This window comes from Streptomyces sp. NPDC001902, from assembly GCF_042891295.1.
Classification (GTDB): Bacteria; Actinomycetota; Actinomycetes; order Streptomycetales; family Streptomycetaceae; genus Actinacidiphila.
The window spans coordinates 12708-35679 of record NZ_JBIATA010000029.1 but is presented as its reverse complement, the minus strand read 5'-3'; the positions used below and the strand labels follow the sequence as shown (position 1 = coordinate 35679).

Annotated in this window: 26 protein-coding genes; 13 read left to right on the top strand and 13 right to left on the bottom strand. The window is 73.9% G+C overall.

Going from position 1 to position 22972, the window contains the following annotated elements:
• Positions 1–5 precede the first annotated feature (5 nt).
• Positions 6–461 carry a GNAT family N-acetyltransferase gene (locus tag ACFYYN_RS35035; protein WP_500548913.1) on the bottom strand — a complete coding sequence of 152 codons (456 nt, stop codon included), beginning with the start codon at positions 459–461 and terminating at the stop codon, positions 6–8.
• A 46-nt stretch (positions 462–507) separates the two neighbouring features.
• On the opposite strand from ACFYYN_RS35035, the gene ACFYYN_RS35030 reads away from it, so the two are divergent.
• Complete coding sequence (locus ACFYYN_RS35030; protein WP_500548912.1) at positions 508–1368, top strand: phosphotransferase; 861 nt, start codon at positions 508–510, stop codon at positions 1366–1368.
• Between the two features lie 41 nt (positions 1369–1409).
• On the opposite strand, the gene ACFYYN_RS35025 is transcribed toward ACFYYN_RS35030, so the two are convergent.
• The 3 genes from ACFYYN_RS35025 to ACFYYN_RS35015 form a co-directional block, all read right to left on the bottom strand.
• Positions 1410–2204, bottom strand: coding sequence for an SDR family NAD(P)-dependent oxidoreductase (locus ACFYYN_RS35025; RefSeq protein WP_500548911.1), 795 nt, complete (start codon positions 2202–2204; stop codon positions 1410–1412).
• 101 nt (positions 2205–2305) lie between these two features.
• Positions 2306–2884 (bottom strand): hypothetical protein, encoded by a 579-nt coding sequence (locus tag ACFYYN_RS35020; protein ID WP_500548910.1) that lies wholly within the window; start codon positions 2882–2884, stop codon positions 2306–2308.
• A gap of 77 nt (positions 2885–2961) precedes the next feature.
• The gene (locus ACFYYN_RS35015) at positions 2962–3627 is read right to left on the bottom strand and encodes a maltokinase N-terminal cap-like domain-containing protein (protein ID WP_500548909.1); all 666 of its coding nucleotides are present in this window, start codon (positions 3625–3627) and stop codon (positions 2962–2964) included.
• A 125-nt stretch (positions 3628–3752) separates the two neighbouring features.
• Here ACFYYN_RS35015 and ACFYYN_RS35010 point away from each other — a divergent pair, with 125 nt between their 5' ends.
• From ACFYYN_RS35010 to ACFYYN_RS35000, 3 genes are all read left to right on the top strand, one after another.
• Positions 3753–4037: a ribbon-helix-helix domain-containing protein gene (locus ACFYYN_RS35010; protein WP_499509169.1), complete on the top strand. Its 285-nt coding sequence runs from the start codon at positions 3753–3755 to the stop codon at positions 4035–4037.
• Entirely contained in the window at positions 4034–4423 is a 390-nt protein-coding gene (locus tag ACFYYN_RS35005; protein ID WP_500328836.1) for a hypothetical protein, read from the top strand. The genes ACFYYN_RS35010 and ACFYYN_RS35005 overlap by 4 nt, the downstream gene beginning before the upstream one ends.
• Positions 4424–4565: 142 nt before the next feature.
• Positions 4566–5036: an SPW repeat protein gene (locus ACFYYN_RS35000; protein WP_500548908.1), complete on the top strand. Its 471-nt coding sequence runs from the start codon at positions 4566–4568 to the stop codon at positions 5034–5036.
• Between the two features lie 101 nt (positions 5037–5137).
• Here ACFYYN_RS35000 and ACFYYN_RS34995 read toward each other — a convergent pair whose 3' ends face one another.
• A complete protein-coding gene (locus ACFYYN_RS34995; protein WP_500548907.1) occupies positions 5138–6361 on the bottom strand; it encodes a cytochrome P450 family protein in 1224 nt (407 codons plus the stop codon).
• 114 nt (positions 6362–6475) lie between these two features.
• Here ACFYYN_RS34995 and ACFYYN_RS34990 point away from each other — a divergent pair, with 114 nt between their 5' ends.
• Positions 6476–7717 carry an FAD-dependent oxidoreductase gene (locus tag ACFYYN_RS34990; RefSeq protein WP_500548906.1) on the top strand — a complete coding sequence of 414 codons (1242 nt, stop codon included), beginning with the start codon at positions 6476–6478 and terminating at the stop codon, positions 7715–7717.
• A gap of 73 nt (positions 7718–7790) precedes the next feature.
• Here ACFYYN_RS34990 and ACFYYN_RS34985 read toward each other — a convergent pair whose 3' ends face one another.
• Complete coding sequence (locus ACFYYN_RS34985; protein WP_500548905.1) at positions 7791–8672, bottom strand: alpha/beta fold hydrolase; 882 nt, start codon at positions 8670–8672, stop codon at positions 7791–7793.
• Positions 8673–8887: 215 nt separating this feature from the next.
• Here ACFYYN_RS34985 and ACFYYN_RS34980 point away from each other — a divergent pair, with 215 nt between their 5' ends.
• Positions 8888–9556 carry a TetR/AcrR family transcriptional regulator gene (locus ACFYYN_RS34980; protein WP_500548904.1) on the top strand — a complete coding sequence of 223 codons (669 nt, stop codon included), beginning with the start codon at positions 8888–8890 and terminating at the stop codon, positions 9554–9556.
• Positions 9557–9671: 115 nt separating this feature from the next.
• Complete coding sequence (locus ACFYYN_RS34975) at positions 9672–10373, top strand: nitroreductase family protein (protein WP_500548903.1); 702 nt, start codon at positions 9672–9674, stop codon at positions 10371–10373.
• A gap of 21 nt (positions 10374–10394) precedes the next feature.
• Here the strand turns inward: ACFYYN_RS34975 and ACFYYN_RS34970 are convergent, their stop codons facing one another.
• Complete coding sequence (locus ACFYYN_RS34970; protein ID WP_500548902.1) at positions 10395–11558, bottom strand: PP2C family protein-serine/threonine phosphatase; 1164 nt, start codon at positions 11556–11558, stop codon at positions 10395–10397.
• 208 nt (positions 11559–11766) lie between these two features.
• Here ACFYYN_RS34970 and ACFYYN_RS34965 point away from each other — a divergent pair, with 208 nt between their 5' ends.
• From ACFYYN_RS34965 to ACFYYN_RS34950, 4 genes are all read left to right on the top strand, one after another.
• Positions 11767–12279 (top strand): 4-hydroxylaminobenzoate lyase, encoded by a 513-nt coding sequence (locus ACFYYN_RS34965; protein ID WP_500548901.1) that lies wholly within the window; start codon positions 11767–11769, stop codon positions 12277–12279.
• A gap of 345 nt (positions 12280–12624) precedes the next feature.
• A complete protein-coding gene (locus tag ACFYYN_RS34960; protein ID WP_500328824.1) occupies positions 12625–13488 on the top strand; it encodes an acyl-CoA thioesterase in 864 nt (287 codons plus the stop codon).
• 30 nt (positions 13489–13518) lie between these two features.
• Positions 13519–14898, top strand: coding sequence for a CoA transferase (locus ACFYYN_RS34955; protein WP_500548900.1), 1380 nt, complete (start codon positions 13519–13521; stop codon positions 14896–14898).
• A gap of 118 nt (positions 14899–15016) precedes the next feature.
• Positions 15017–16300, top strand: a complete 1284-nt coding sequence (locus tag ACFYYN_RS34950) for a M48 family metallopeptidase (RefSeq protein WP_500548899.1) — start codon at positions 15017–15019, stop codon at positions 16298–16300.
• Between the two features lie 13 nt (positions 16301–16313).
• Here the strand turns inward: ACFYYN_RS34950 and ACFYYN_RS34945 are convergent, their stop codons facing one another.
• Together ACFYYN_RS34945 and ACFYYN_RS34940 are read right to left on the bottom strand one after the other, a co-directional pair.
• On the bottom strand, positions 16314–17135 hold the full coding sequence (locus ACFYYN_RS34945) for a DUF1684 domain-containing protein (protein ID WP_500328821.1): 822 nt from the start codon (positions 17133–17135) through the stop codon (positions 16314–16316).
• Positions 17136–17444: 309 nt separating this feature from the next.
• A complete protein-coding gene (locus ACFYYN_RS34940; protein WP_500548898.1) occupies positions 17445–18005 on the bottom strand; it encodes a TetR family transcriptional regulator in 561 nt (186 codons plus the stop codon).
• A 98-nt stretch (positions 18006–18103) separates the two neighbouring features.
• Here ACFYYN_RS34940 and ACFYYN_RS34935 point away from each other — a divergent pair, with 98 nt between their 5' ends.
• On the top strand, positions 18104–19036 hold the full coding sequence (locus ACFYYN_RS34935) for an oxidoreductase (protein WP_500548897.1): 933 nt from the start codon (positions 18104–18106) through the stop codon (positions 19034–19036).
• 28 nt (positions 19037–19064) lie between these two features.
• Here the strand turns inward: ACFYYN_RS34935 and ACFYYN_RS34930 are convergent, their stop codons facing one another.
• The gene (locus ACFYYN_RS34930) at positions 19065–19637 is read right to left on the bottom strand and encodes a DinB family protein (RefSeq protein WP_500548896.1); all 573 of its coding nucleotides are present in this window, start codon (positions 19635–19637) and stop codon (positions 19065–19067) included.
• Between the two features lie 70 nt (positions 19638–19707).
• Here ACFYYN_RS34930 and ACFYYN_RS34925 point away from each other — a divergent pair, with 70 nt between their 5' ends.
• Positions 19708–20352: a class I SAM-dependent DNA methyltransferase gene (locus ACFYYN_RS34925; RefSeq protein ID WP_500548895.1), complete on the top strand. Its 645-nt coding sequence runs from the start codon at positions 19708–19710 to the stop codon at positions 20350–20352.
• A gap of 2 nt (positions 20353–20354) precedes the next feature.
• On the opposite strand, the gene ACFYYN_RS34920 is transcribed toward ACFYYN_RS34925, so the two are convergent.
• Genes ACFYYN_RS34920 through ACFYYN_RS34910 form a run of 3 tightly spaced genes read right to left on the bottom strand, consistent with a single transcriptional unit; the run spans position 20355 to position 22823 of the window.
• Complete coding sequence (locus tag ACFYYN_RS34920) at positions 20355–21077, bottom strand: hypothetical protein (protein ID WP_500548894.1); 723 nt, start codon at positions 21075–21077, stop codon at positions 20355–20357.
• A 27-nt stretch (positions 21078–21104) separates the two neighbouring features.
• On the bottom strand, positions 21105–21767 hold the full coding sequence (locus tag ACFYYN_RS34915) for an MBL fold metallo-hydrolase (protein ID WP_500548893.1): 663 nt from the start codon (positions 21765–21767) through the stop codon (positions 21105–21107).
• 39 nt (positions 21768–21806) lie between these two features.
• Positions 21807–22823: an alpha/beta hydrolase gene (locus tag ACFYYN_RS34910; protein WP_500548892.1), complete on the bottom strand. Its 1017-nt coding sequence runs from the start codon at positions 22821–22823 to the stop codon at positions 21807–21809.
• Positions 22824–22972: the final 149 nt, after the last annotated feature.

The following is a 22972-nucleotide window of genomic DNA, read 5'->3' as shown; positions in this document are numbered from 1 at the left end:
AGGGGTCAACCGCCGCACACGGCGGCGGGCTCGCGGACCATGAACACGTCGACCGGATCCTCGGTGTCGACGGTGAACCCGTGCCGCTCGTACAGCCGCCGGGCCGCACTGCCCCGCAGCACGTTCAGCCTGACCGGGACGCCGTCCCGGTCGCACCGCTCCAGCAGCTCCCGCAGTACGGCCGTGCCGATGCCGCCGCCCTGCAGGCGCGGATCCAGGTAGAAGTGCTCCAGCCAGTGGGCGTCCCCGGCAGGCCGCAGGGCGACGCAGCCGGCGAGAGCGCCGCCCACGTCGATGACCCAGGTGTGCTCCGGCGCGAAGGCGTCCCGCAGGCGCTGCCGCACGCGGTGCTCGTCGTACCGCCCGAGCCGCTCCAGGTCGGCCCGCATCACCACGGCGCGCAGCTCCGCCACCGCCTCGACGTCCGTGGCCGCAGCCGGCCGTATGTTCCAGTCCGCCATGATCGAAAGGCTATCGCGTCACGTGCCGGGGCCCTACGCTGCGGTGATGGTCGATCACGTGCCCGAGGAACTGCTGAGCGTGGCCGCGGCCCTGCTGCCGGGACGCGACCTGCGCGGCGCGACCCTCGCGGTCGGTGGCTCGCACCATGTGGTGCTGCTTCCGGGCGTAGCGGTCGTGCGCGTCGCCAGGAACCCCACCGCGGTCGCGGCGCTGTCGCGGCGTGTGGAGCTGCTGCGCCGCCTGGGCGCCCTGGACCTGCCCTTCGCCGTGCCGCGCCCGCTGTCCGACGTGGTCCGGGTGGCGGGGCACACCGCTGTCGCGCTGTCCTGGCTGGGAGGAACGCCCGCACCCCGGGGCGGGGGTGGCGGAGCGGAACACCTCGCAGGGCTGCTGCGGGCGCTGAAGGGCGTGGACTGCCGCGACCTCCAGGGCCTGCTGGGTGCCGCGCACGAATACGCGGGCGGTGACCGGTGGGCCGAGATGATGGAGCGCGACGTCGTCCCCCGGCTGCCGCGCACGTGGCGGGCCGAGGCGCGCCGCCGCGTGGGCGCCGCCCTGGAGCTTCCCCCGGTCGAACCGTCCCTGGTCCACGGCGACCTGGCCGGCGGCAACCTGCACTGGAGCGACGACGGCCGGGTGGTCGGCGTGCTGGACTGGGACCTCGCCCAGCCGTTCGATCCGGCCGTCGACGCCGCCTGCCTGGCCTGGCACGGCTGGGACAAGGTGGCGGCGGCGGTCGACCGGCCGACCCTGCACCGCGCGTGGACGTGGTACCTCACCTTCGGCCTGGAGCAGGTGGCCTTCGCCCTGCTCAACGGGGAACCGGAGGACGTCGTCGAGCGACACAGCTCGGTCACGGCCGCCTGGCTGGAGCGCACGGCACGGATGACGCGACCCGGCGCCTGACGCGACCCGGCGGCTGACGCGACCCGGCGCCTGACGTCGCCTCAGGGGACGATGGCGTCCACGCAGCCCCCGTCGACACGCACGGCGCCGCCGGTGGTGGCCGACGCGAGGTCGGAGCTGAGGTACACCACCATGTTGGCGATCTCCGCCGGCTCGATGAGGCGTTGCAGCAGTGACTGCGGGCGGTGCTCGCGCATAAAGACGCGCTGCGCCTCCTCCCAGGGCAACTCGCTGCCGACGAGCCTTTGGACGAACTCCTCCACGCCCGCGGTACGGGTCGGACCGACCAGGACCGAGTTCACCGTGACGCCCGAACCCGCGGCCTTCTTCGCGAAGCCGCGCCCGAGGGCGAGCATCGCCGTCTTCGTCATCCCGTACTGGACCATCTCGACGGGGATCGCCACGCCGGACTCGCTGGAGATGTACTGGATGCGGCCCCAGTCCCGCTCCAGCATCCGCGGCATGTACATCCGGGTCAGGCGGACGGCGGACAGGACGTTGACCTCGAAGTACCGGCGCCACTCGGCGTCGTCGATCTCGAGTGCGTCCCTGGCGCCGTAGACGCCGAGGTTGTTGATGAGGATGTCGACGTCCGGCACGGCCTCGCGGGCCCGTTCGGCGCCCTGGTCGGTGGCCACGTCGGCTCCGACGGCGACGAACTCGCCGTCCGGCACCTCGTCCCGCAGCTCCTTGAGGGCCTGGTCCACGCGGTCCGGGTCGCGGCCGTTGACGCCCACGCGGGCTCCGGCCCGTGCGAGCCCGGCCGCGATGGCCGCTCCGATGCCCTGCGTCGATGCCGTCACCAAGGCGGTCCGTCCGGTGAGGTCGATGCGCATGTCCGCTCCCTGGGGCGACCCGTTCGACGATCACGGCGGCACGACCGTGCTCCTCCCAGTCTCCGCCAGGCGGCATACCCCCGCTCGGTGAGCGGGGGCCGTCACCCGGTCCTGACGGCACGCCGCTCGGCGAGGAAGCGGTGGACGGCCCACGCCGCACCGGCCGCCGCGGCCGTCCAGACCAGGGCCTCGGCCACGGCGATCGCCGGGGTCACCGTCATATGCGGCCGGGGCGGCAGTACGACCATCTGGACGGCGGCACCGACCGGCACCGTCAACGCGGCCAGGAGGCCGGTCAGGCCGGGCCGCCGGACGGCCGCGCCGGCGATGCCCAGCATCGGACCGAAGAACACCGCGACCACCGCCCAGAGGAGGACGTCGCTGCCCGCGTCCACCAGGAGGTGGTCCATCGCGGAGTACGTCGCCGTGGCGGCGATCAGCGCCAGCGGTCCGGCCAGCATGCCGCGGGCGGTGGTCCCGGCGAGCAGGCCCGCGGCCACCGCGAGCGCGGCCCAGGACCAGCCCGCGTCCAGCAGCAGGCTCAGCACCTTGGCCGCGCCGCCCCAGAGGGTGCCGGTGACGGGGGCCCCGAGATCGGTGTACGGCGACGACAGCGCGTTGACGAGCGAGGTGACCGTCCCGAACACGGCTCCCACCGCCACACCCCCCATGATCTTCATGGCGGGAGATTACCGAAAGCGCCCTGCACGCACGGCAGTTCGGCGATCGTCGCCCCGTGGCTCAGTCGTCCCGCCGCTCAGCCGGCGGCGGCCTTCCGGAGGGCGGCGAAGACCGCTCGGGCCTCGGTGCCGTCCGGCTGCTGCCAGCGGGCCTCGACGTGACCGAGCGCGCCGCCCGCGGTGCCGTCGACAGCGCCGGGGCGCAGTGCCCGCGTCACGCGGAGGACCAGGTGTCCGGCCGGGCCCGCGTCGAGGGTGACGTCGGTCGTGGCCTCCGGGCCGTCGGTCACGGATCCGGCGCCGGACACGGCGGCGTCCACCGGGCCGGCGTAGTGGCAGGCGACGGTCGGGTCGGGCGTGTCGCTGAGGCTCTGGGCCTGCGCCTCGGTCTCACCTCGTACCAGGGCGGTCAACTGGGCCACCGCGACCGGGTCGTGCGCGCCGTCGTAGATCCAGCGCTTGCCCAGTACCCCGTGCTCCGTGGTGCCGATGAGCGCGCCCTCGGCGCCGGCCAGCGGCGCGCCGCGGTAGGCCATGGGCACGTGGTACGCGGCGCCGTCCTGGTCGGTGACCACCATGAACTCCACCCCGACCTCGCCCAGGGGGTCGTCCAGGCGGAAACCGCCTGCCTTCACGAGCTCCGGCGCCCGTCCCGTGCCCGCGTACCAGGGCTGCCGGGGGAGCCACTGCGTGAGCAGCTCCAGCTTGGTCGGCGTCAGCGTCGTGTGGTGGATGAGCGACATGGCCGGTGCAGCCTTCCCCTGAGTCCGTAACTGCGGGGGACATCGTCCCATCCGGGTCCGACACGCGGTCGTCCGGTCGGGTGACGATCGTCCCCCGTGCGGCCATACATCGGTATGGTGACCGTATGGCGAAGCAGAAGGTCACCATCACCCTCGACGAGGACACCGTCGCCGCGGTCGACAAGCTGGCCGGTGGCCCCGGTGGCAACCGGTCCGCGTTCATCGAGGCGGCCGTCACCGAACGGCTCCAGCGCACCGAACGCGCCCTGCGCGCCGTCGACTGGCTCGCCGCACGGGCCCGCCAGGACCACCCCGGCGAGTGGGAGGCCGCCCTCGAGGCCGTCGCCTCCGCCGACGCGCGGCGCGGCTTCGAGACCGCTCCGCCCGCGGACCCGGGTCAGGCGGCGTGAGCGGCGGGTACATCCTCGACCACACCGCCGTCCGGGCCCTCGCCCTGGGGCGGCCGTACATGGTCGCCCGGGTCATCCGCTCGGCCCAGACCGCGGTGCCGCTGTACGTCCCGGCGGTGCCCTTCGCGCAGGGCCTGACCGAGTCGGTCCTCGGTGAGGTGTACGAACGCCTCCAGGACGCCCTGGCGGCGCCCTGCTTTGTCTTCCGGGCGCTCGGCGAGGCCACCTGCTGGTCCGTCGCGCAGATCGCCCACGAGCGCGCGACGGACATCGCCACCGCGCACGCCGCGCACCTGGCCCTGTCCACCGGTCTTCCGGTGCTCACCCAGCAGCCGGACGCCTACAAGCGCGTGGACGCCCGGATCGACACCGAGCAGATCGTCTGACCCGCCCCGTCGCACGCTCCTGGACCCCGTGACCAGGGCGTTCCGGGCCGCTCGTGCCCTCCCGCGCGAATCTCCACGTCTCGACCGCCGCATCATGGGTAAGTGTGGGGTGAAACGTCCGAAATGAGTGGGGATGGTTTAGATGGCCTCTACGCGACCGAGTATCGAGCAGCACCCCGACCTGCTGGCGCTGCGCGCGGAGTACGAACGGACGACCGCCACCAACCGGGGCCAGGCGATCGAGGCCATGGGCCTGGTGACCGGCACCTACCTGGCGGCGTCCCCCTGGATCGTGGGCTTCAACGGCCTGTCGACGATTGCCGTCGGCAACCTGATAGCCGGCATCGCGTACGCCATGCTCATGGGCGGCGTGGGCAGGGCGTTCGAGCGCACGCACTCCATGGCGTGGGCCGCCGCCATCATCGGCCTGTGGACGATCATCTCGCCGTGGTGCATCGCGGGGAACGTCAACACGACGCGCACGATCGTCAACAACGTGGTGGTCGGCGTCATCGCTCTGGCGCTCGCGCTGGCGGCGTCCTCGATGCGGCCGGGCACGGGCCGGGGGAAGTCCTCGGACATGAGGGGCCCCACCGGAGGCTCACGCATCTGACCGGCTCCCGCCGAATCCGCCCCGCCGGGCGAGCCCCCTGTACGGCTCGCCCGGCGGTACGCGTGCGGACACGGCCGGCGCCCGGTCCGGGCGCCCCGGCCTCAGCTGTCGGCGGAACCGAAGGTGACGGGCAACCGCGAGGGGCCGCGCAGCACCCGCGGCCGCCAGCGCAGTTCCTCGGGCGGAACGGCCAGCGCGAGTCCGGGCAGCCGGCGCAGGGCGGTGCCGATGGCGATCCTGCCCTCCAGCCGGGCCAGCGGCGCACCCAGGCAGTAGTGGATGCCGTGCCCGAAGGCGAGGTGGGCGTTGTCCTCCCGGGTGATGTCCAGGCGGTCCGGGTCGCCGAACCGCGCCGGGTCGCGGTCGGCGATGGCGGAGGCGACCACCACCGTCGCGCCCCGCGGGATCGCCACCCCCGCGATGGTCAGGTCCTCGCGGGCGAAGCGCGCGATGCCGGGGTTGACCGGCCCGTCGTACCGCAGGAACTCCTCGATCGCGCCGGGCAGCAGCCCAGGGTCCTCGCGCAGCATGCGCAGCTGGTCCGGGTGGGTGAGCAGCGCCGCGATGCCGTTGCCGATGAGGTTGACGGTGGTGATGTACCCGGCGACCAGGAGCAGGAAGGCCATCGCGATCAGTTCGTGCCGGTCCAGCCGCTGCTCGTCGTCGTGGGTGGCGATCAGCGCGCTCAGCAGGTCGTCCCCGGGGTGCGCCCGCTTGGCGTCCAGCAGGGCCGTGAGGTAGCCGTGCATCTGCTTCCAGGCCGCCTCGATCTTGGCCGGGTCCGGCGGCTGGGGGCCCTGGAGGACCATGTCGTCGGTCCACCGCTGGAAGTCGTAGCGGTCGGAGACGGGCACGCCGAGCAGTTCGCTGATGACCGTGACCGGCAGCGGCAGGGCGAAGTCCTCGACCAGGTCGGCGCGCCCGGCCGGGACGATCGCGTCGAGGAGCTCGTCGGTGACGGCCTGGACGCGCGGCTCCAGCTCGGCCACCCGGCGGGCGGTGAACGCCTTGGAGACCAGCCGGCGCAGCCGGGTGTGGTCGGGCGGGTCGGCGCGCAGCATCGTGCGGATCATCGACTCGCGCTCGGTGGTGGGCAGCCGCGCCATGAGCCGCGGGTCCGCGGCGTCGCGGACGTCGCTGCTCAGCCGTGGATCGGTCAGGGCCGCCAGGCCGTCCTCGTACCGGGTGACCAGCCAGGCCTCCAGCTCGCCCTGGATGACCGCGCGGCGCACCGGGCCCTCCTGGCGTAGCTCCTGGTAGAGGGGGAAGGGATCGGCGACGAAGGCCGGATCGGTGAAGGGCAGGGTGACCGGCTGCTGGCTCATCAGGCCTCCGGGAGTGCGTGGCACCTCATGACGGCATCAATGTGCACCGTTCAAGGATAATATGTCCCGTTATATCGGGGCCGGGATGCGGATGGCGGCGGAGGGCGGGCTGCGATGGAACGGACCACCTGCTGCGTGGTGGGCGGCGGCCCGGCGGGCATGGTGCTCGCCCTGCTGCTGGCCAGGGCCGGGGTGGAGGTCACCGTCCTGGAGAAGCACGGCGACTTCCTGCGCGACTTCCGCGGCGACACCGTGCACCCCTCGACCCTCGCCCTGCTGGACGAACTCGGCCTCGCCGAGCGCTTCGCCGCCCTGCCGCAACGCCGCGTCACCACCGTCCAGTTGCCGATCGGGCCCGGGCGGTCCCTGGTCACCGTCTCGGACGTCTCCACCCTGCGGGGCCCGTACAACTACGTGGCGATGGTGCCGCAGTGGGACCTGCTCGCGCTCCTGGCGGACGAGGCCCGCCGCGAGCCGACGTTCACCCTGCGCATGGGCACCGAGGCGACCTCCTTCCTGGAGGAGCGCGGCCGGATCACCGGCGTGCGCTACCGCACCGCGGAGGGCGGCGGCGGCGAACTGCGGGCCACCCTGACCGTGGCCTGCGACGGCCGCGGGTCACTGGCACGGTCGCGGCCGGAACTGGGCCTGCGGGAATTCGGCTGTCCGATGGACGCGTGGTGGTTCCGGGTGCCGCGGCACCCGGGCGACCCGCAGGGGCTGGTGGCCGGAGTCGGCGACCGCTTCCTCACCGCGATGATCGACCGGGGGGAGTACTGGCAGTGCGCCGCGCTGATCCCCAAGGGCAGCGACGCCGACCGCCGGGCCGCGGGCCTGGACCGGTTCCTCGCCGCGTACTCGGCCGCGGTGCCGTGGCTGGGCGACCGCGTGCGCGCGGTGCGCACCTGGGACGAGGTGAAGCTCCTCGACGTGCGTTGCGACCGGCTGGAGCGCTGGCACCGCCCGGGGCTGCTGTGCATCGGCGACGCCGCCCACGCGATGTCGCCGGTGTTCGGGATCGGCATCAACCTCGCCGTCGAGGACGCCGTCGCCACCGCGCGCCACCTCGTGGAGCCGCTGCGCCGCGGCAGCGTCGGGTTGCGGGACGTACGCGCCGTCCAGTTCCGCCGGTGGCCGACCACGGCCGCCACGCAGGCCCTGCAGCGCCTGGCCCACCGCCGCTTCGTCGCCCCGGTGCTGGCCGGACGCTCCCCGCTCGGCGACGCGGATCGCGCGGGGCGGCTCGCCGGCCTGCTCAACTCCACACCCTGGCTCAAGCGGGTGCCCGCGTACTTCATCGGCTACGGCGCCCTGCGCGAACGTCCGCCGGCGGCGTCGGTGCGGCGGCTGCGGTAGGTGGCGGTGTCCGGGCCGGCTCCGGCAGGCCGGGCCGGACACCGCCATGCACGACCGGACCGGGTGTCCGGGCTCAGGCGGTGGCCCTGGCGGCGTTGCGGGCGATCGCGTCGACGACCGCCGGCCACACCTGCTCCGGCAGGTCGTGACCCATGCCCGGGATCAGCAGCAGTTCGCTGCCGGGGACCGCGGCCGCCGTCGCCCGGCCGCCGCTGTGGTCGATCAGGGGGTCCTGCTCGCCGTGCACGACCACCGTCGGTACCGCCACCGACCACAGGCCCGGCGTGCGGTCCGGGGAGGCGAGGATCGCCGCGTACTGGCGCACGTAGCCCTCCGGGCGGTACGCCCGGTCGTAGGCGGCGGTCACGCGCTCGCGCAGCTCCTGCGGAGCCGGCGGGTAGGCGGGGGAGCCGATCACGGCCGACCTGCGGACCCCCTCGTCGATGACGGCCTCGCGCGTCAGGGGGACGCCGTTCGAGCCGGGCATCGCCGCGATGGCCTCCGCCGAGGCGCGGCCGACCGACCGGTCGCCGGTGGTGGACATGATCGAGCACAGCGACAGCACCCGGCCGGGGTGGTCGATCGTCAGCTGCTGGGCGATCATGCCGCCCATCGAGGCGCCGACGACGTGCGCGGCCGGGATGTCCAGCGCGTCCAGCAGCCCCACGGCGTCGTCCGCCATGTCGGCCAGCAGATAGGGGACGCTGGAGCGGTCGCCCGAGAGCACGGCGCCGATGTCCGGGACAGGGTGCTCGTCGAGACCGGTCGACAGGCCCGCGTCGCGGTTGTCGTAGCGCACGACGAAGAAACCGCGGTCCGCGAGCGCGGAGCAGAACTCCGGCCGCCACAGCGTCATTTGCGCACCGAGGCCCATGACGAGCAGCAGCGCCGGATCGCCGGCGCTGCCGAAGCTGTCGTACTCGAGCTCTATACCGTTGGACTTCGCGCGCGGCATGCGGGGCTCCTTGGGGGCTCGCGGGGGATCGGTTCATACCGTCCAGTCGGTACGATAGCTGCGCCGCCCGCGCTCGGCACCCCCACCGGCGCGGCGCCCGCACCCCGCGAGAGGCGTCCGCATGGTGAAATGAGGGGCCGTTACATTACACTTATGTAATGTAATGCCCGCAATCGATGGCATGGGGCCGTGTCCGGGCACAGAGAGGACCGCGGATGAGCGGCGACGACCGCACCGGAAGCGCCAAGGACGACAAGGGGGCCGACCGCGGCGCCGGCTCGCGGGCCGGTGGCCGGCCGCGGGACCCGGCGATCGAGGAGGCGATCATCCGGGCGACGCGCAAGCGGCTGGTCGCCGACGGGTACGCGCAGATGACCATCGGGGACATCGTCGCCGACGCCGGGGTCACGCGGCCCACGCTGTACCGGCGTTGGGCGAACAAGTACGACCTGGTCGTCGACGCCCTCCAGTACGGACTGCGCGCCCAGCGCGAGGCGTACCCGGACGTCGACATGGACGCGCTGACCGGGGTCGAGGCGTTCCGTGAGGCCGTGCGCCGCCTCGATCCGCGGTACCACAACAAGGGCGCGATGGCCCTGCACGGCAACTTCATGGCGGAGGTCGAACGCGCACCCGGCCTGCTGGAGCAGTTGCGCGAGCACGGGGTCGGGCCGCGGTGCGACGAGTTGGCGCAGACCCTGCGGCGGCTCCGCGAGCGCGGCGAGGTCCGTGAGGACGTCGACCTCGACACCGTCGTGACCCTCTGCTTCGGCAGCTACTTCGCGGACTACCTGCGCACCGGCGGATCCGGTGCGGACATCCCGGACCGCCTCGTCGACACCGTCTGGCCCGCCATCGCGGTGCACCCCGCCGGCTCCGGCTGATCCGGCCGGGCGCGGCGCAGGCCGGGGCGGCCCCGGGGCGCGGGCAGGCGACTACCGATGGTGTTACGGTAAATATCTGTAACGTAACTGCCGCTCGCGCCCTGGGAGTTGACCGGTGGACGTCTACGAAGCGCTCTACACGACCCGGATCATGCGCCGCATGAAGCCGGATCCCATCCCGATGGAGAGCCAGTGCCGGATCCTGGACGCCGCGATCCGGGCGCCCAACGGCGGCAACACGCAACGCTGGCACTTCCTCGCCGTGGACGACCCCGGGCTCAAGGCGAGGCTCGCCGAGCTCTACGCGTCCTGCCGGCAGCGGGAGTACGCCGACATCGAGGCGGGCCGGCTCGGTACGGCACCGCACGAGGACCCCGCACGGCGGGCGCAGTCCCTGGGGCGCATCAAGAGCTCCGGGGACCACTTCGTCGAGCACTTCGCCGAGATCCCCCTGCTGGTCTTCGTCTTCGCGGTGGACGACCACGGCGGCGCGAACATCTACCCGGCCATCTGGAGTTCGCTGCTGGCCGCGCGAGCCGAGGGCATCGGCGGCGTGCTGACCACGGTCCTGCGCTACGAGGCCGACACCGTCCGCGACCTGCTGGGCGTGCCCACTGCGGATGGCTGGCGGATGATCGCGATGCTGGCGTTCGGGTATCCACTGGGCCGCTGGGGGGTCGCCGCCAACCGGCGTCCGGTCCACGAGGTCTCGTCGCGCAACCGGTGGGGCGCGTCGTTCGGGGCGCGGGTGCCCGAGCCCCTGTGGCCGCCGGACGCTGACGGTGCCCGCATCGAGCTGGACGACCCGGCTTCCTGAGCGGGACGGCGCAGCCGCGCGTCAGCCCGCGGGCGGGCACTGCACGGCCACCAGCGCCACGTCGTCGTTGAGCCGCCCGTCCGTGTGGCGGAGCAGGTCCGCCAGGACTTCCTGGAGCAGGGATTCCGGGTCGCACACGACCGTGTCCCGGGGTATCCCGAGGTCGGACACGGAGTAGAAGGCGCCCGAGCGGTCCCGGGCCTCGGCGAGGCCGTCGGTGTAGAGCAGGAGCAGGTCGCCCGGGGCGAGCGGGAAGCGGTCCACGCGGTACGCGGCGGGGTCGAGGCCGGCCAGGCCGAGCGGCGGCGCGGGCGCCGGGCCCGTGAGGGCGGTGATGCGGCCGTCGCGCAGCAGCAGCGGCAACGGGTGCCCGCAGCTGACCGTGCGCACGAGACCCCCGCCGGCCGGGAACTCCACCAGCAGTGCGGTGATGAACCGCTCCGGCGCGTCGGCGTCGGCCTCGGACGCCTCGGCCACGTGCCGGCGCACGCTGCCCTCCAGCGCCGCGGCCAGGCCGGGCAGGGTGGGGTGCTGGTGCACCGCCTCGCGGAAGGCGCCGAGCAGCGCCGCCGTGTCGTCGAGCGCCTGCAGGCCCTTGCCCTTGACGTCACCGATGAGGAGCCGGGTGCCGTACGGCGTCCGAGCCGCGGCGTACAGGTCGCCTCCGACCTCGGCCATCGTCTCGGCCGCCCGGTACACCGAGGCGACCCGCAGGTTCTCGATCCGCCGGGGGAGGGGCCGCAGGACGACCTGCTGCGCCGCCTCGGAGATCGCCCGCAGCTGGCTCGCCTCCCGGCGGTTGCGGTCGCGGGTGCTGCAGAACGCGATGAGGAAGACGGAGACCACCAGCAGGGCCGCGACATGCGTCGGCAGGACGGGGGAGCGGAGCAGCCCGTCGTGGACGTCGCAGGTCACCGCGGCCACCAGTGACAGCGCGGCCACCCCGGTGGTGGCGCGTGCTGTCGAGATCGCCGCCATCAGGGCGGGCGCGGCGATGAGCAGGGACGCCAGGTGCACGTCGGAGGGCGCGAGGAAACCGATCGTCGTGATGATCAGCACGAGTGCGACGGGGGTGCCGGCCTCGGACAGCCGCCATGCCCGCCAGGACCTGGACCGCTTCAGCCCGCGGAGCGCCGTACGGCCATGGGTGTGATGGCTCCCCGCACGCTTGATGGGCTCGTGCACGGGCCTCGCCTCCTCGACCGGCCCGCCGCCCCACGACGGGGGAGACGGGTCAGAGCGGACAATTCATTACAGATAGGAACTGTAACGCTGATCGGCGTGCAGCGGGGACTCCGACGTTAAGTTACAATCATTGACGGTAACGAAACCTGCTGTCACCCTGGCACCGACGGGGTGCGACGGCCACCCCGGGCGCCGAGGAGGACGGACGATGGATCACCGACGCGAGCTCATCGAGCGCAGCATCCCCTTCCTGGAAGCGGTCAGGAACCGCACCGCGGGCAAGGAACTCGAGGACTGGCTGAACGGCACCCACGGCCCGCACAGCGAGCTGTACGGGCACCTCTCGCGCCTGATCAAGCTCGGCATCGAGGAGGGCTGGGCCGCGAACGCCGAGGTCGACGGACCGAACTACCGGCGCAGCCTCATCGCACCGCCCTCGGCGGAGACGCAGTACTTCAGCATCACCGCGGTGTACATGAACAGCCAGGCCCGCTACCGGGGCCAGTACCACGCCCACCCCTACGGCGAGATCAACCTCGTGGCGCCCGTCGACCGTGACGCGCAGCTCGCCGGCCCCAGCGGCTGGCAGGGGCCGGGCTGGACCGCCCCCGCCCCCGGCAGCCACCACTACCCCGAGGTCCGCGGAGGCGCCCTCATCGCGCTGTTCTACCTGCCCGCGGGGCGCATCTCGTACGACGTCACCGCACCGCGCGGCCACTGACCGATCGTTTCAGGATGACGTGCGGGCTCGTCGGAGGCAGATGATGCCGCAGGCGAGTTCCAGGAGGCCCTGGCGACGCCGCGCCGGGCGTATGGGCCGCCATCGGCACGGTCCTCCGCGTCGTCAGGGGTGCGGTGCGCTCCCCGTCGCGCTCGGCGACGGCACCTGGCTCACCCTGGCCGCGGACGGCACCACCCTCAACCGCTGGGCCCCGCACCGCCGGTGACCAGCGGGGCCGGTCCGACCCCGCCGGGTCCGCGCAGGTCGGCGGCCCTACCATGTGCGTCATGCACAGAAGTGGGCGAGCGGTGAGCGCCCGGCCGTACGCACCCTGGCGGTGAACCCATGCAGCAGAACGTCCCGGACCCGGCCGAGACGGCCACGTCGTTCACGGAACTGCTGACCCTGGAGCGGCTGGAGGAGAACCTCTACCGCGGCTTCTGCCACGCCGGGATGCCGTTGCGGGCCTTCGGCGGCCAGGTCGCGGCGCAGTCGCTGATCGCGGCGGGCTCGACCCTGCCCGCCCCCGACCTGCTCGTCCACTCCCTGCACGGCTACTTCATCCGCGCGGGCCGTACCGACCGGCCCATCGTCTACGAGGTCGACCGGACCCGGGACGGACGCTCCTTCGCCACCCGGCGGGTGGTCGCGATCCAGGACGGCGAGGCGATCTTCAGCCTCTCCGCCTCCTTCCACCGCCCGGAGGACAGCGACGAGCACCAGGCGGACGCGCCCGAGGCGCCCGGGCCCGAGGGACTGCCCGAGCTGTGGGAGCTCGGACGTGCCCGGCGGGGAGCGTCCGTCTTCGAGGCCGTCCTGGAGTCCCGCTGCGTGGGCGACCCCGACAAGGGACTGCCCAGCATCGGGCAGGGGCCGCGCCAGCAGTTGTGGGTCCGCACCCGCGACGCCCTGCCCGGAGGGCCGTTGCTGCACGCCTGCGCCCTGACCTACTTCTCCGACATCCGGCTGCTCGCGACGGCCGGCCTGCCCTACGCCGACCACCCCGGCGTGCGGCAGGCCGCATCGCTCGACCACGCCGTGTGGTTCCACCGGCCGTTCCGCGCCGACGAGTGGCTGCTGTTCGCCATGGAGAGCCCGACGTACGCGTCGTCCCGGGGCCTGGCCCGGGGTCAGTTCTTCACCCGGGACGGCCGCCTGGTCGCCTCCGTCGTGCAGGAGGGGCTGTACCGGCGGCGCCCGCCCCGCTGAACGGCCGCACTCCGAGGAAGGAGCGACACGATGCAGCAGCCGCCCGACCGTCCGACCGTCGAGGCCTGGGAGGCCCTCGGCGGCGCCCCCGAGCGGGCGGAACACGTGGCGTACCGGGAGGTGGCCGGGGTGCTGCCCGCCCGGCTGCCGGTACGCCGGATGGCCCGGGCCACGGTCGGGGTCTGTTCGCTCGCCGCGGCCGAACTGCTCGCGCTGCGCTCCGGCGGGCCGCCTCCCGCGGTGCTGGTCGACGAGGGGGCGGTGGCCACCGCGTTCGTGAGCGAGCGGCACCTGCGGATCGACGGCCGGGCGGCCACGTCCTTCGCTGCGCTGTCCGGCTTCTGGCGCACCGCGGACGGCTGGGTGCGCACCCATGCCAACTACCCGCACCACCGAGCCCGGTTGACCGCCGCCCTCGGCCTTCCCGACGGTGGTGACGGCGGCGACGAGGACGCCCTGGCCCGACGGCTGGCGGAGGAGCTGGCCGGGCGCAAGGCCGCGGAGGTCGAGGAGACCGTCTACGCGGCGGGCGGACTGGCCGTCGCCGTACGGGATCCGGGCCCGGCGGCGCGGCCGCTCGTGGAGACCGAGCGCACCGACGACGCTCCGGTGCGCCCCCTGCCTCCGGCGGGGCTGCCCGCGGCGGATGTCCGCGTGCTCGACCTGACGCGGGTCATCGCCGGACCGGTCGCCACGCGCACGCTGGCGCTGCTGGGCGCGGACGTCCTGCGGGTGGACAGCCCCCGTCTGCCGGAGGACGAGTCGGCCCACGCCGACACCGGCTTCGGGAAGCGGTCGGCGCGGCTCGACCTCTCCGGTCCCGACCGGACGGTCCTCGAGGACCTCATCACCTCCGCCGACGTGGTCGTGACCGGCTACCGCCCCGGCGCGCTGGACCGCTTCGGCCTCTCGCCGGAGGCGCTGCGCGAGCGGCGGCCGGGGCTGGTCGTCGCCCAGCTCCGCGCCTGGGAACGGTCAGGTCCCTGGGCGGCGCGGCGCGGCTTCGACAGCCTGGTGCAGGCGCGCTGCGGCATCGCCTCGATCGAGGCCGGACCGGACGGCCGCCCGGGCGTCCTCCCCGCGCAGGCCCTCGACCACGGCACCGGCTACCTGCTGGCCGCGGCGGTCCTGCGCGCCCTGGCCGACGCCCGCCGCCACGGCGGCGGAAGGCTGCTGCGGCTGTCGCTGACGGCCACGGCCTCCTGGCTGACGCACGGCATCGGCCCGGGCGACGCGCAGACCGGAACCGGAACCGGTGGGGACCACGACCCCATGCGCCGGCTCGCCGTGGCCGACTCCTCCTACGGACGCCTGGTCCACGCCCTCCCGCCCCTGGGCTACCACGGCGCCCCGGCCGACTGGACCCGCCCCCCGGGGCGCTGGGGCACGGATCTTCCGGTCTGGCGGTGAACCACACGGGCCCCGGGTGAACCCTTCGCCCGGGGGCGGGCGGTGGCCCCTGGGCGCGCGGAGCATCCGCACCGCCACTACGATGCCCCGGCTCGAGATGATCAAGGGGAGGGGCGACATGGAGACAGGCCGGGGAAGACCGTGCCCGCAGTGCGGGCAGCGGCTGACGGAGGACGACCGGTTCGTCGTCTGGTGCGCGGCGTGCGACTGGAACGTGCGGGGCGGGAACGAGGACGACGAGGAGCACGACGGACCCGTCGACGCGTTGCGCCGGCGCCTGTCGCGGGCGTACGGCGAGGAACTGTTCGCCAGGATGACGTCGGAACGGCCGCCGAGGCCCGGCCGGGGCGCGGCGTACGTCGGCGCCTACGCGATCGCCGGCCTCGTGCACCTGCTGACGCTGGCCGTGGCCGCCGCAGGTGTGTGGCTGCTGGTGACGGGCTGGCGGGCGATCATCCCCGCCGTGCTGGGCGTCCTGTTGCTGGGCCTGGCATGGCTGATGCGTCCGCGGCTGGGGCGGAGGCCGCGGCACGGGGACCAGCTGCACCGGGCGGACGCGCCCGCGCTCTACGCGCTGCTGGACGAGGTGGCCGACGCCCTCGGAGCGCCACGGGCGGACGTCGTCGTGGTGGACGCCCAGGTCAACGCCTCTGTCCAGGCGGTCGGCCTGCGCCGTCGCAAGGTGCTGACGATCGGCCTCGGGCTGTGGGAGGTGCTGACCCCGCAGCAGCGGGTCGGCCTGCTCGGCCACGAGTTCGGTCACTTCGTCAACGGCGACACCAGCCAGACGCTCGTCATAGGCTCCGCTCACCGCACGCTCGTCGAGTGGTACGTGCTGCTGCGTCCGCAGCAGGACACCAGCGGGCTGGGAATGATCGAGATCGCCGCACGACTGTTCATGTTCGTACCCGCTTCCGCCGTCCTGCTGCTCCTGCACGTCCTGGCACACCTGACCCTGCGCGCCAGTCAGCAGGCCGAGTACCTCGCGGACGACCTCGAAGCGCGGATCGGCTCGACGGAGGCTGCCATCGGGGGGCTCGACGTCCTGCTGCTCGCCGACGCCATCTCCTTCTGGCTCGACCAGCAGTACGTCACCGCTGGCACCGTGCACCGCGCCACACGCGGCGCCGACAGGGAACCCGACGAGGCGGTCTGGGAACGGCTCAAGGGGTACGTGGCGTCGATTCCCGCGCATGAGCTGGAGCGGCGGCGCCGGCTGTCCGCCCTGACCGCCCACGTCGAGGACCAGACGCACCCGCCGACCCACCTGCGCCGCGCCGCAGTCGAGCGCCGGGAGCACCATCCGGCCGCCGTCGTGCTGGACGTCGCGCGGAACAAGGAGGTCGACGCCGCGCTGGACCCGGCCCGCCGCCGGCTCGGCCGGGAGGTCCTGCGCGGCTGAGCGACCCCCGGGTTCAGGCCCGGCCGCCCCGCTCCAGGGGGATCCTCTCGCCCGCCTCGACGGCGAACGGCAGCCGGTTGCCGGCGGGCGGGAGGGGACAGGTGGCGAGGTCGGTGTACGCGCAGGGCAGGTTGGCCGCACGGTTGAAGTCCAGGCTCACCCCGCCCCCGGCGTCCGGCGGGTCGATCTGCAGGGAGCGGTTCGCCGCGTAGGTGGTCACCCCGGACGTCGCGTCGGTGAACAGCGCCATCAGGCCGCCCGGCCGCGAGCCGTTGAAGACGGTGAGCCGGTACGTCGCGCCGTCCACGTCGAACTCCACCTGGCCGGGGGAGTCGTAGACGTGCTCCAGGCCCTCGACCGTCGCGCCCACGGTCACCGGACGCGGGGCGTCGTAGGGCACGAACCGGCCTTCGCGGACCCAGCGGGGATCGGGCGCGTAGGCGGGCGTCCCGGTGAAGCCGGTGCGCAGCGGGTTGCCGGGGTGGCGTGGGCGCAGGATGTCGTGTCCGCCGCGCTTGGCGACCTCGACGACGGCGTCGCCGAAGCCGGCGTGGACACCGTCGCGCTCGCCGATGACGCCGAAGTCGTACCGGCCTCGTACCGGCGTGCCGTCGACGGTCAACTCCTCGCCGTCGCCGAGCTCGACCACCACATGGCCGTCGGCGACCGACCAGGTGCCGGGGGCGTCCTCGAAGCGTTCCGGTCGCGGTCCCAGCCAGCGCAGGCTCGTGATCGCCAGGAAGCCGTGCGGACCGGCGAGCACCTCCTCCTTGCCGCGGTGCCAGCGCTCCCACTGCTCGGTGAAGCCGGTGCGTTCGACGTCCTGAGCGGTCATGTCCGCTGCTCCCTCGCGTGGCGGTGTACTTCTCCTCCCCGTACAACCGCCGCGGCCCGCGGAGTCATCCCGGTGCCCCCGACGCAGCGGCCCGCCCGGGCGGCGTGCGAGGACGACCGGGCGGGCTCCGCTTCCCAGGCTGCCCCGTGGGTGATCGCCGCGCAGGCCGGAGGCCGTCGCGATTGCGCCGGACGGGGTGGGGGCGCCGCGTGTCGGGAGCGCGGCGTCGGGACGGGCGGGGGTCAACCTCCGCGCCGCGTAGGGAGGGTGCGCGCGGCGGACTCGTGCCCCTCGCGTACGGACGTCGGATCAGGGCGTGACGAGCTGCCGCACCGACTCCACGACGACCCGCCTGCGCTCCGGTGCCGGGACCAGGGAGCGGACGTCCTCCCCTTGGCGCTGCCACATGTTGGCCACGACGAGGACCAGGGCGAGGAGTTCGCCCGCGCCCATGCGGTCGGTGACCGTGCCGCGCCGCTGCGCGTCCTCGACCGCGGCGACCTTGTCGGCCATGGACGCGGCCACGACGGGCCGGACCTCGCGGCCGTCGCCGCGTTCGAGGGCGTACCAGGCCACGAAGCGCATGACCTCGGGGTGGTCCAGCCCCGCGTCGTGGAGGCGGCCGGCGTAGCCGGGCAGGTCGTCGGCGTCGATGGGGATGCCGGCCACGGCCTGCTCGACGACGGCGTCGTAGACGGCTTCGAACAGGCCCTCCTTCCCGTCGAAGAAGGAGTAGGTCAGGCCGGGGCTCACCCCGGCGCGTCCGGCGATCCGGTCGACCCGCGCCCCGGCGACGCCGTACTCGGCGAACTCGGTCAGCGCCGCCTCGAGCAGCAGCCGCCGCTTCAGCTCCGGATCACGTGTGCGCATGCACGCATCGTCGGCTATTGAACGTTCATTTGACAACTCGGCCAGGGAGGGGCACCGTCCAGCTATTAAATGAACGTTCACTTGATAGGAGTCCGGGCATGCCCGCCACCACCGCCCCCACCCCCCACTGGACCCCCGACGCCATCGCCGACCAGCGCGGCCGCACTGCCCTCGTCACGGGCGGGAACAGCGGCATCGGCCTGGAGACCGCACGCGTGCTCGCAACGCACGGCGCCCGCGTGATCCTCGCCGGACGCAGCCAGGACACGCTCGACGAGGCGGCGGCCGCCCTCGCCGCCGAGCAGCCCGGCGCCGACGTCGGCACGGTCGTCGTCGACCTCGGCAGCCTCGCCTCGATCCGGCGGGTGGGCGAGCGGCTGGCCGCGGGGCCGGGGGCGGTCGACCTGCTGATCAACAACGCGGGCGTCATGAACGTGCCCGAGCGCCGCACCACCACCGACGGCTTCGAGCTGACCTTCGGCACCAATCACCTCGGCCACTTCGCCCTCACCGCCGGGCTCATGCCGTCCCTGCTGCGGTCGCCGGCGGCCCGTGTCGTGACCGTCAGCGCCGTCGCCGCGCGATGGCGCAGCGGCCGGCTCGACGACCTCAACAGTGAGCGCCGGTACGGAGCGATGGGCGCCTACGCCAAGTCCAAGCGCGCCAACGTCGTGTTCACCCGGGAACTGGCGCGCCGCCTTGCGGGCACCTCCGTCGAGGCGGTCGTCGTCCATCCCGGTTCTGCGATGACGAACCTGCAGAGGCACAGCAGCGGCCCGCTCGCCCGGATGGTCGTCGCCGTCGCCTCGCGGGCGCTGATGGGCTCGCCCGAGGGCGCGGCCTGGCCGTCGCTGTACGCCGCCACCAGCCCCGACGTCCGCAGCGGGCAGTTCCTCGGCCCCGCCGGACGCGACCAGACCTCCGGAACGCCCGTTCCGGTGCGGCTGCCCCGTGGCGCGGACGACCCCGCCGAGGGCGAGCGGCTGTGGACGGAGAGCGAGCGGCTCACGGGCGTACGGTTCCCCGCCTGAACGACGCCGCGTCGCCCGCCACGGTCCGTCAGCCCGGCGGGTCCTCGCCGACGAGCCCGTCGACGGACTCCCGGATGAGGTCGGCGTGCCCGACGTGCCGCGCGTACTCCTCGATGAGGTCGACGAGGATGCGCCGCAGGCTCGGTGACCGCCCGTCAGGGGTGGTGCAGCGACCCAACTGTCCGAGGTCGCCCGCCGCCAGGGCCTCGCGGACCACGTGCCGGGAGCGGGCGACCGCGCCCTGCCAGAGCGCCATGAGCTGTTCGGGGCCGTCCTGCGCCGCGGAGTGCCAGTCCCACTCGGGGTCGGCGCGCCAGTTCACCGTGTCCCACGGCGCACCCGGCTCCCGCCCGAGGAACTTCCGGGAGAACGTGGCGTCCTCGCAGTGCGCCAGGTGCTTCAGCAGACCGCCCAGGGTCACGGACGAAGCACCGACCGTCGCCCGCAGGCCCGCCGCGTCAAGGCCGCCGCACTTCCACGCGAAGGTCGCGCGCTGCCGCTCCAGCGAGCCCAGCAGTGTGGCGGCCTCGCCCCCGGCGAGCGGCGGCTCCGGCCCCCCGGCCGGGCTCCGGCCGATCTCCCACGCGTCGTCGTCGGTCACGGCAACCGAACCTACCGGGCGCGGGTCCCGCCCGAGAACCCGTTCCCCCGGTGAACTACCGTGGCCGGCCATGGACACCGACGACTGGCTCGCGGACACCCGGACGTCTTACGACACCGTCGCCGAGGACTACGCCGACCAGGTCCGCGGCCTCTTGGACGAAACACCCTACGAACGTGCGGTGCTGGCGCTCTTCGCCGACATGGTCAGGAGCAGTGGCGGAGGGCCGGTCGCGGACGTCGGATGCGGACCCGGGAGGATCACGGCCCACCTGAACGGACTGGGTGCGGACGCCTTCGGGATCGACCTGTCGCCCGCGATGATCCAGGTGGCCAGGCGCGAGCACCCCGGCGTGCGGTTCGGCGTCGGTTCCATGACGGACCTGGACCTCCCCGACGGCTCGGTGGCGGGCCTGGTCGCGTGGTACTCCCTGATCCACGTCCCCGACGACGCGGTCGGCGCCGTCCTCACGCACTTCCGGCGGGCCCTGCGGCCGGGCGGCCCGCTGCTGCTGGCCTTCCACGCAGGCGAGGGGACGCGACTGAAGACGCAGGGCTACGGCGGCCATCCGATGAAGGTCCGGGTCCACCTGCGGCGGCCCGACCGGATGGCCGCGTGGCTCGGCGACGCCGGTTTCACCGTGGAGGCCCAGATGACGCTCGCCTCGGCCGAGAGCAGGCTCGGGGGGATCCTCTTCGCACGCCGCGACGGGTGATTTCAGTGCTCGCGGTTTCCGCACTCGGCGTCGTAGAGGACGCCCCCCGGCGACAGCACGCCGTACGGCGCGTGCGCCAGTCGTACGTAGGCCGCGCCGGAGGCATCCGCCGTCAGCGACTCGATACGCACGGCCGGAAACGTCTTCGCCGGCTCCGTCGTGTGCACTTCTGCTTCGGCCGGTGTGCCGAAGGGCTCGCCTTCGAGGACCGTCAAGGCGGTCGTGGTGCCGTCGGGTTGCGGCTCGGTCTCCTCGACGGCCAGCCGCCAGTGGAGTGCAGCCTGCGCCAGTAGGTGCTTCCCGTGGATGCCGTGGGCGAGGAGGGCGCCGGCACGGCTGCGGATCTGCCGCGCGATGGCGCAGCAGAGCGGGACGTCGGTGCCGTAGGGCGTGTCCACGCGGTTGTGGCCGGCGAGCGGGGAGAAGCGCAATGCCTCGAACACCAGCGAGAGGGCCACGTCCTTGATGCGCGGGCGCCGGCCGTGCTCGACGAGGTCCAGCAGGACCGCCGTGGCGGGGTAGGCCGCGGGGAACACCATGGCGGCGTGCCCGCAGGTGAAGCCGCGGTCCCCCAGTGCCGCCGCCGCACTCCCCGTCTCGTTGGCCGTCGTCGACACGGTCAGCCGTCGCAGCGCGTCGGCGACCCGTGCGGGTTCGTCGCCCGGCCACGACGTCGGGTTGGGTATCGCCGACCAGTCCACGGCGTCGATGGCGTCCAGGATCACGTCCGCATTGTGCCGGACCAGGTGAGGTCAGAGGGACAGCGCACGCTCCAGCGCGGCCCGGTCCGCCGGTGCGCCGTGTGCGGGGAGCACGAGCTCGACCGGGAGGGCGAGCAGCGGCCGCAGGCGCTGGACCACCTGTTCGCGCGTGACGCCGTCGCGCAGCCGGTCGTTGATCTGCAGCCCGCGGCCGAAGTCGACCAGGGTGTCGCCGGGGATGACGGCCCGCACACGGCCGTCCCACAGGACCATGTCGTTGTGCTCCCTCCCGGCGAACGCCTCGATCCCCGCCGGGAGTCGGTCGCCCGCGGCGTACAGGTGGCCATGGCCGCCGTCGCCGGTGTGCAGCCGGGCGAGGTCGGGGCTGCCGTCACCGGCCTGTTCGCGTGTGACGCCGAACTTCCGCACGAGGTCGTCGGCGGTGTCGGGCCGGGGAGTGAACACCGGTGCGCCGAGGCGCTCGACCAGACCCCGTGCGTCGTGCTCGTGCCAGGGAGCGGTGAGCACCACGACCGGATCCCGGTCGGCGGCGAGCGCGAGCAGCCCGGCCGGCACGGACAGCGGGTCGAGGAGGAGCAGCCGGGCGCCGTCGTCGACGGCGTACGACGACACCTCCCGCGGCCACGGCTCGTCCGGCGTCCATTCCGGATGCGGCGTCCGCCAGTGCCAGACGCCGGTTGCGACGTCACGCATGCGCGGACCCTACCGGCACACCCCGCCCGGGCGCCGGGGTCAGTGGCCCGCGGCCGGGTCGAGGTGCCGGGTGAAGAAGCCGGCGAGCTTCTCGACCGCGGGGTCGACGTACCGCTCCCGGTCGTAGAGGTCGACGTGGCCGGCGCCGTCGATCCAGTGCAACTCCTTGGGGCCGGTGGCTCGCTGGAACGCGTCGACGCTCATCCAGGCGGTGACCGCGCGCGACCCCACGACCATCAGCAGGGGGCGCGGGCCCATGAGCGGGACGGGGGCGAAGGCGTCGAAGGCGGCCATCCTGTCGATGCTCGACCAGGTGAAGAAGTCGGCGGCCCGGGGGTGCCGGGCGCGCGGGGTGCGGTAGTAGTCGAAGCCTTCGACGCCGTGCTCCCCGCCCAGTGCGCGGGCCTGGTCCGCGGTGTCGGGGAACAGGGTCAGGACGGGCGGCTCCTCGCCGCGGGCCTCGGCGGTACGTGCGCCGGCAGCGGCCTCCAGCATGCCCTGGAACACGGCCGCGTCCTGGGTCCCGTCCGCCCCCAGGCGGAACTGGCGGGAGACGTCGACCGCGCTGACGGTGCCGACGGCCTTCTGGGTCCCGTCCGCCCCCAGGCGGAACTGGCGGGAGACGTCGACCGCGCTGACGGTGCCGACGGCCTTGATCCGCCGGTCACCGGCCGCCGCGGGAAGGACGTAGCCGCCGGAGGCGCAGATGCCCAGGGCGCCGATGCGTCCGGCGTCGACGTCGTCGCGGGTGGTGAGGTAGGAGACGGCCGCCTTGAGGTCCTCAACCCGCTGGGCGGGGTCCTCCAGGCCGCGGGGTTCGCCGCCGCTCTCGCCCTGGTGCGCCGCGTCGAAGGCGAGCGTGACGAAGCCCTTCTCGGCCAGGCGCCGCGCGTAGAGACCGGCGGCCTGCTCCTTCACGCCGGTGCCGGGGTGGCCGACGACGACCGCGGGCCGCGGGCCCCGCGCGGCGGGGGCGTCGGGGGAGTGGTCGGGGGTGTAGAGGTGGCCGGCGAGCGGGATGCCGGCGCTGTCGAAGGTGACGGTGGTCTTGGCCACAGGGTTCTCCGTGTTCGCTGTCGTGGCGGGCCGCGCCCGTTCGGCGGGCCCTCCGCCGCCCGGGACCGTGCCGGGCACTTTCGACCCTCCGTCCTGGCCGGGGTGGGCAAAAGAGGCGGGTTCCTGCCGGGGAAGAAACGTGCCCCCTC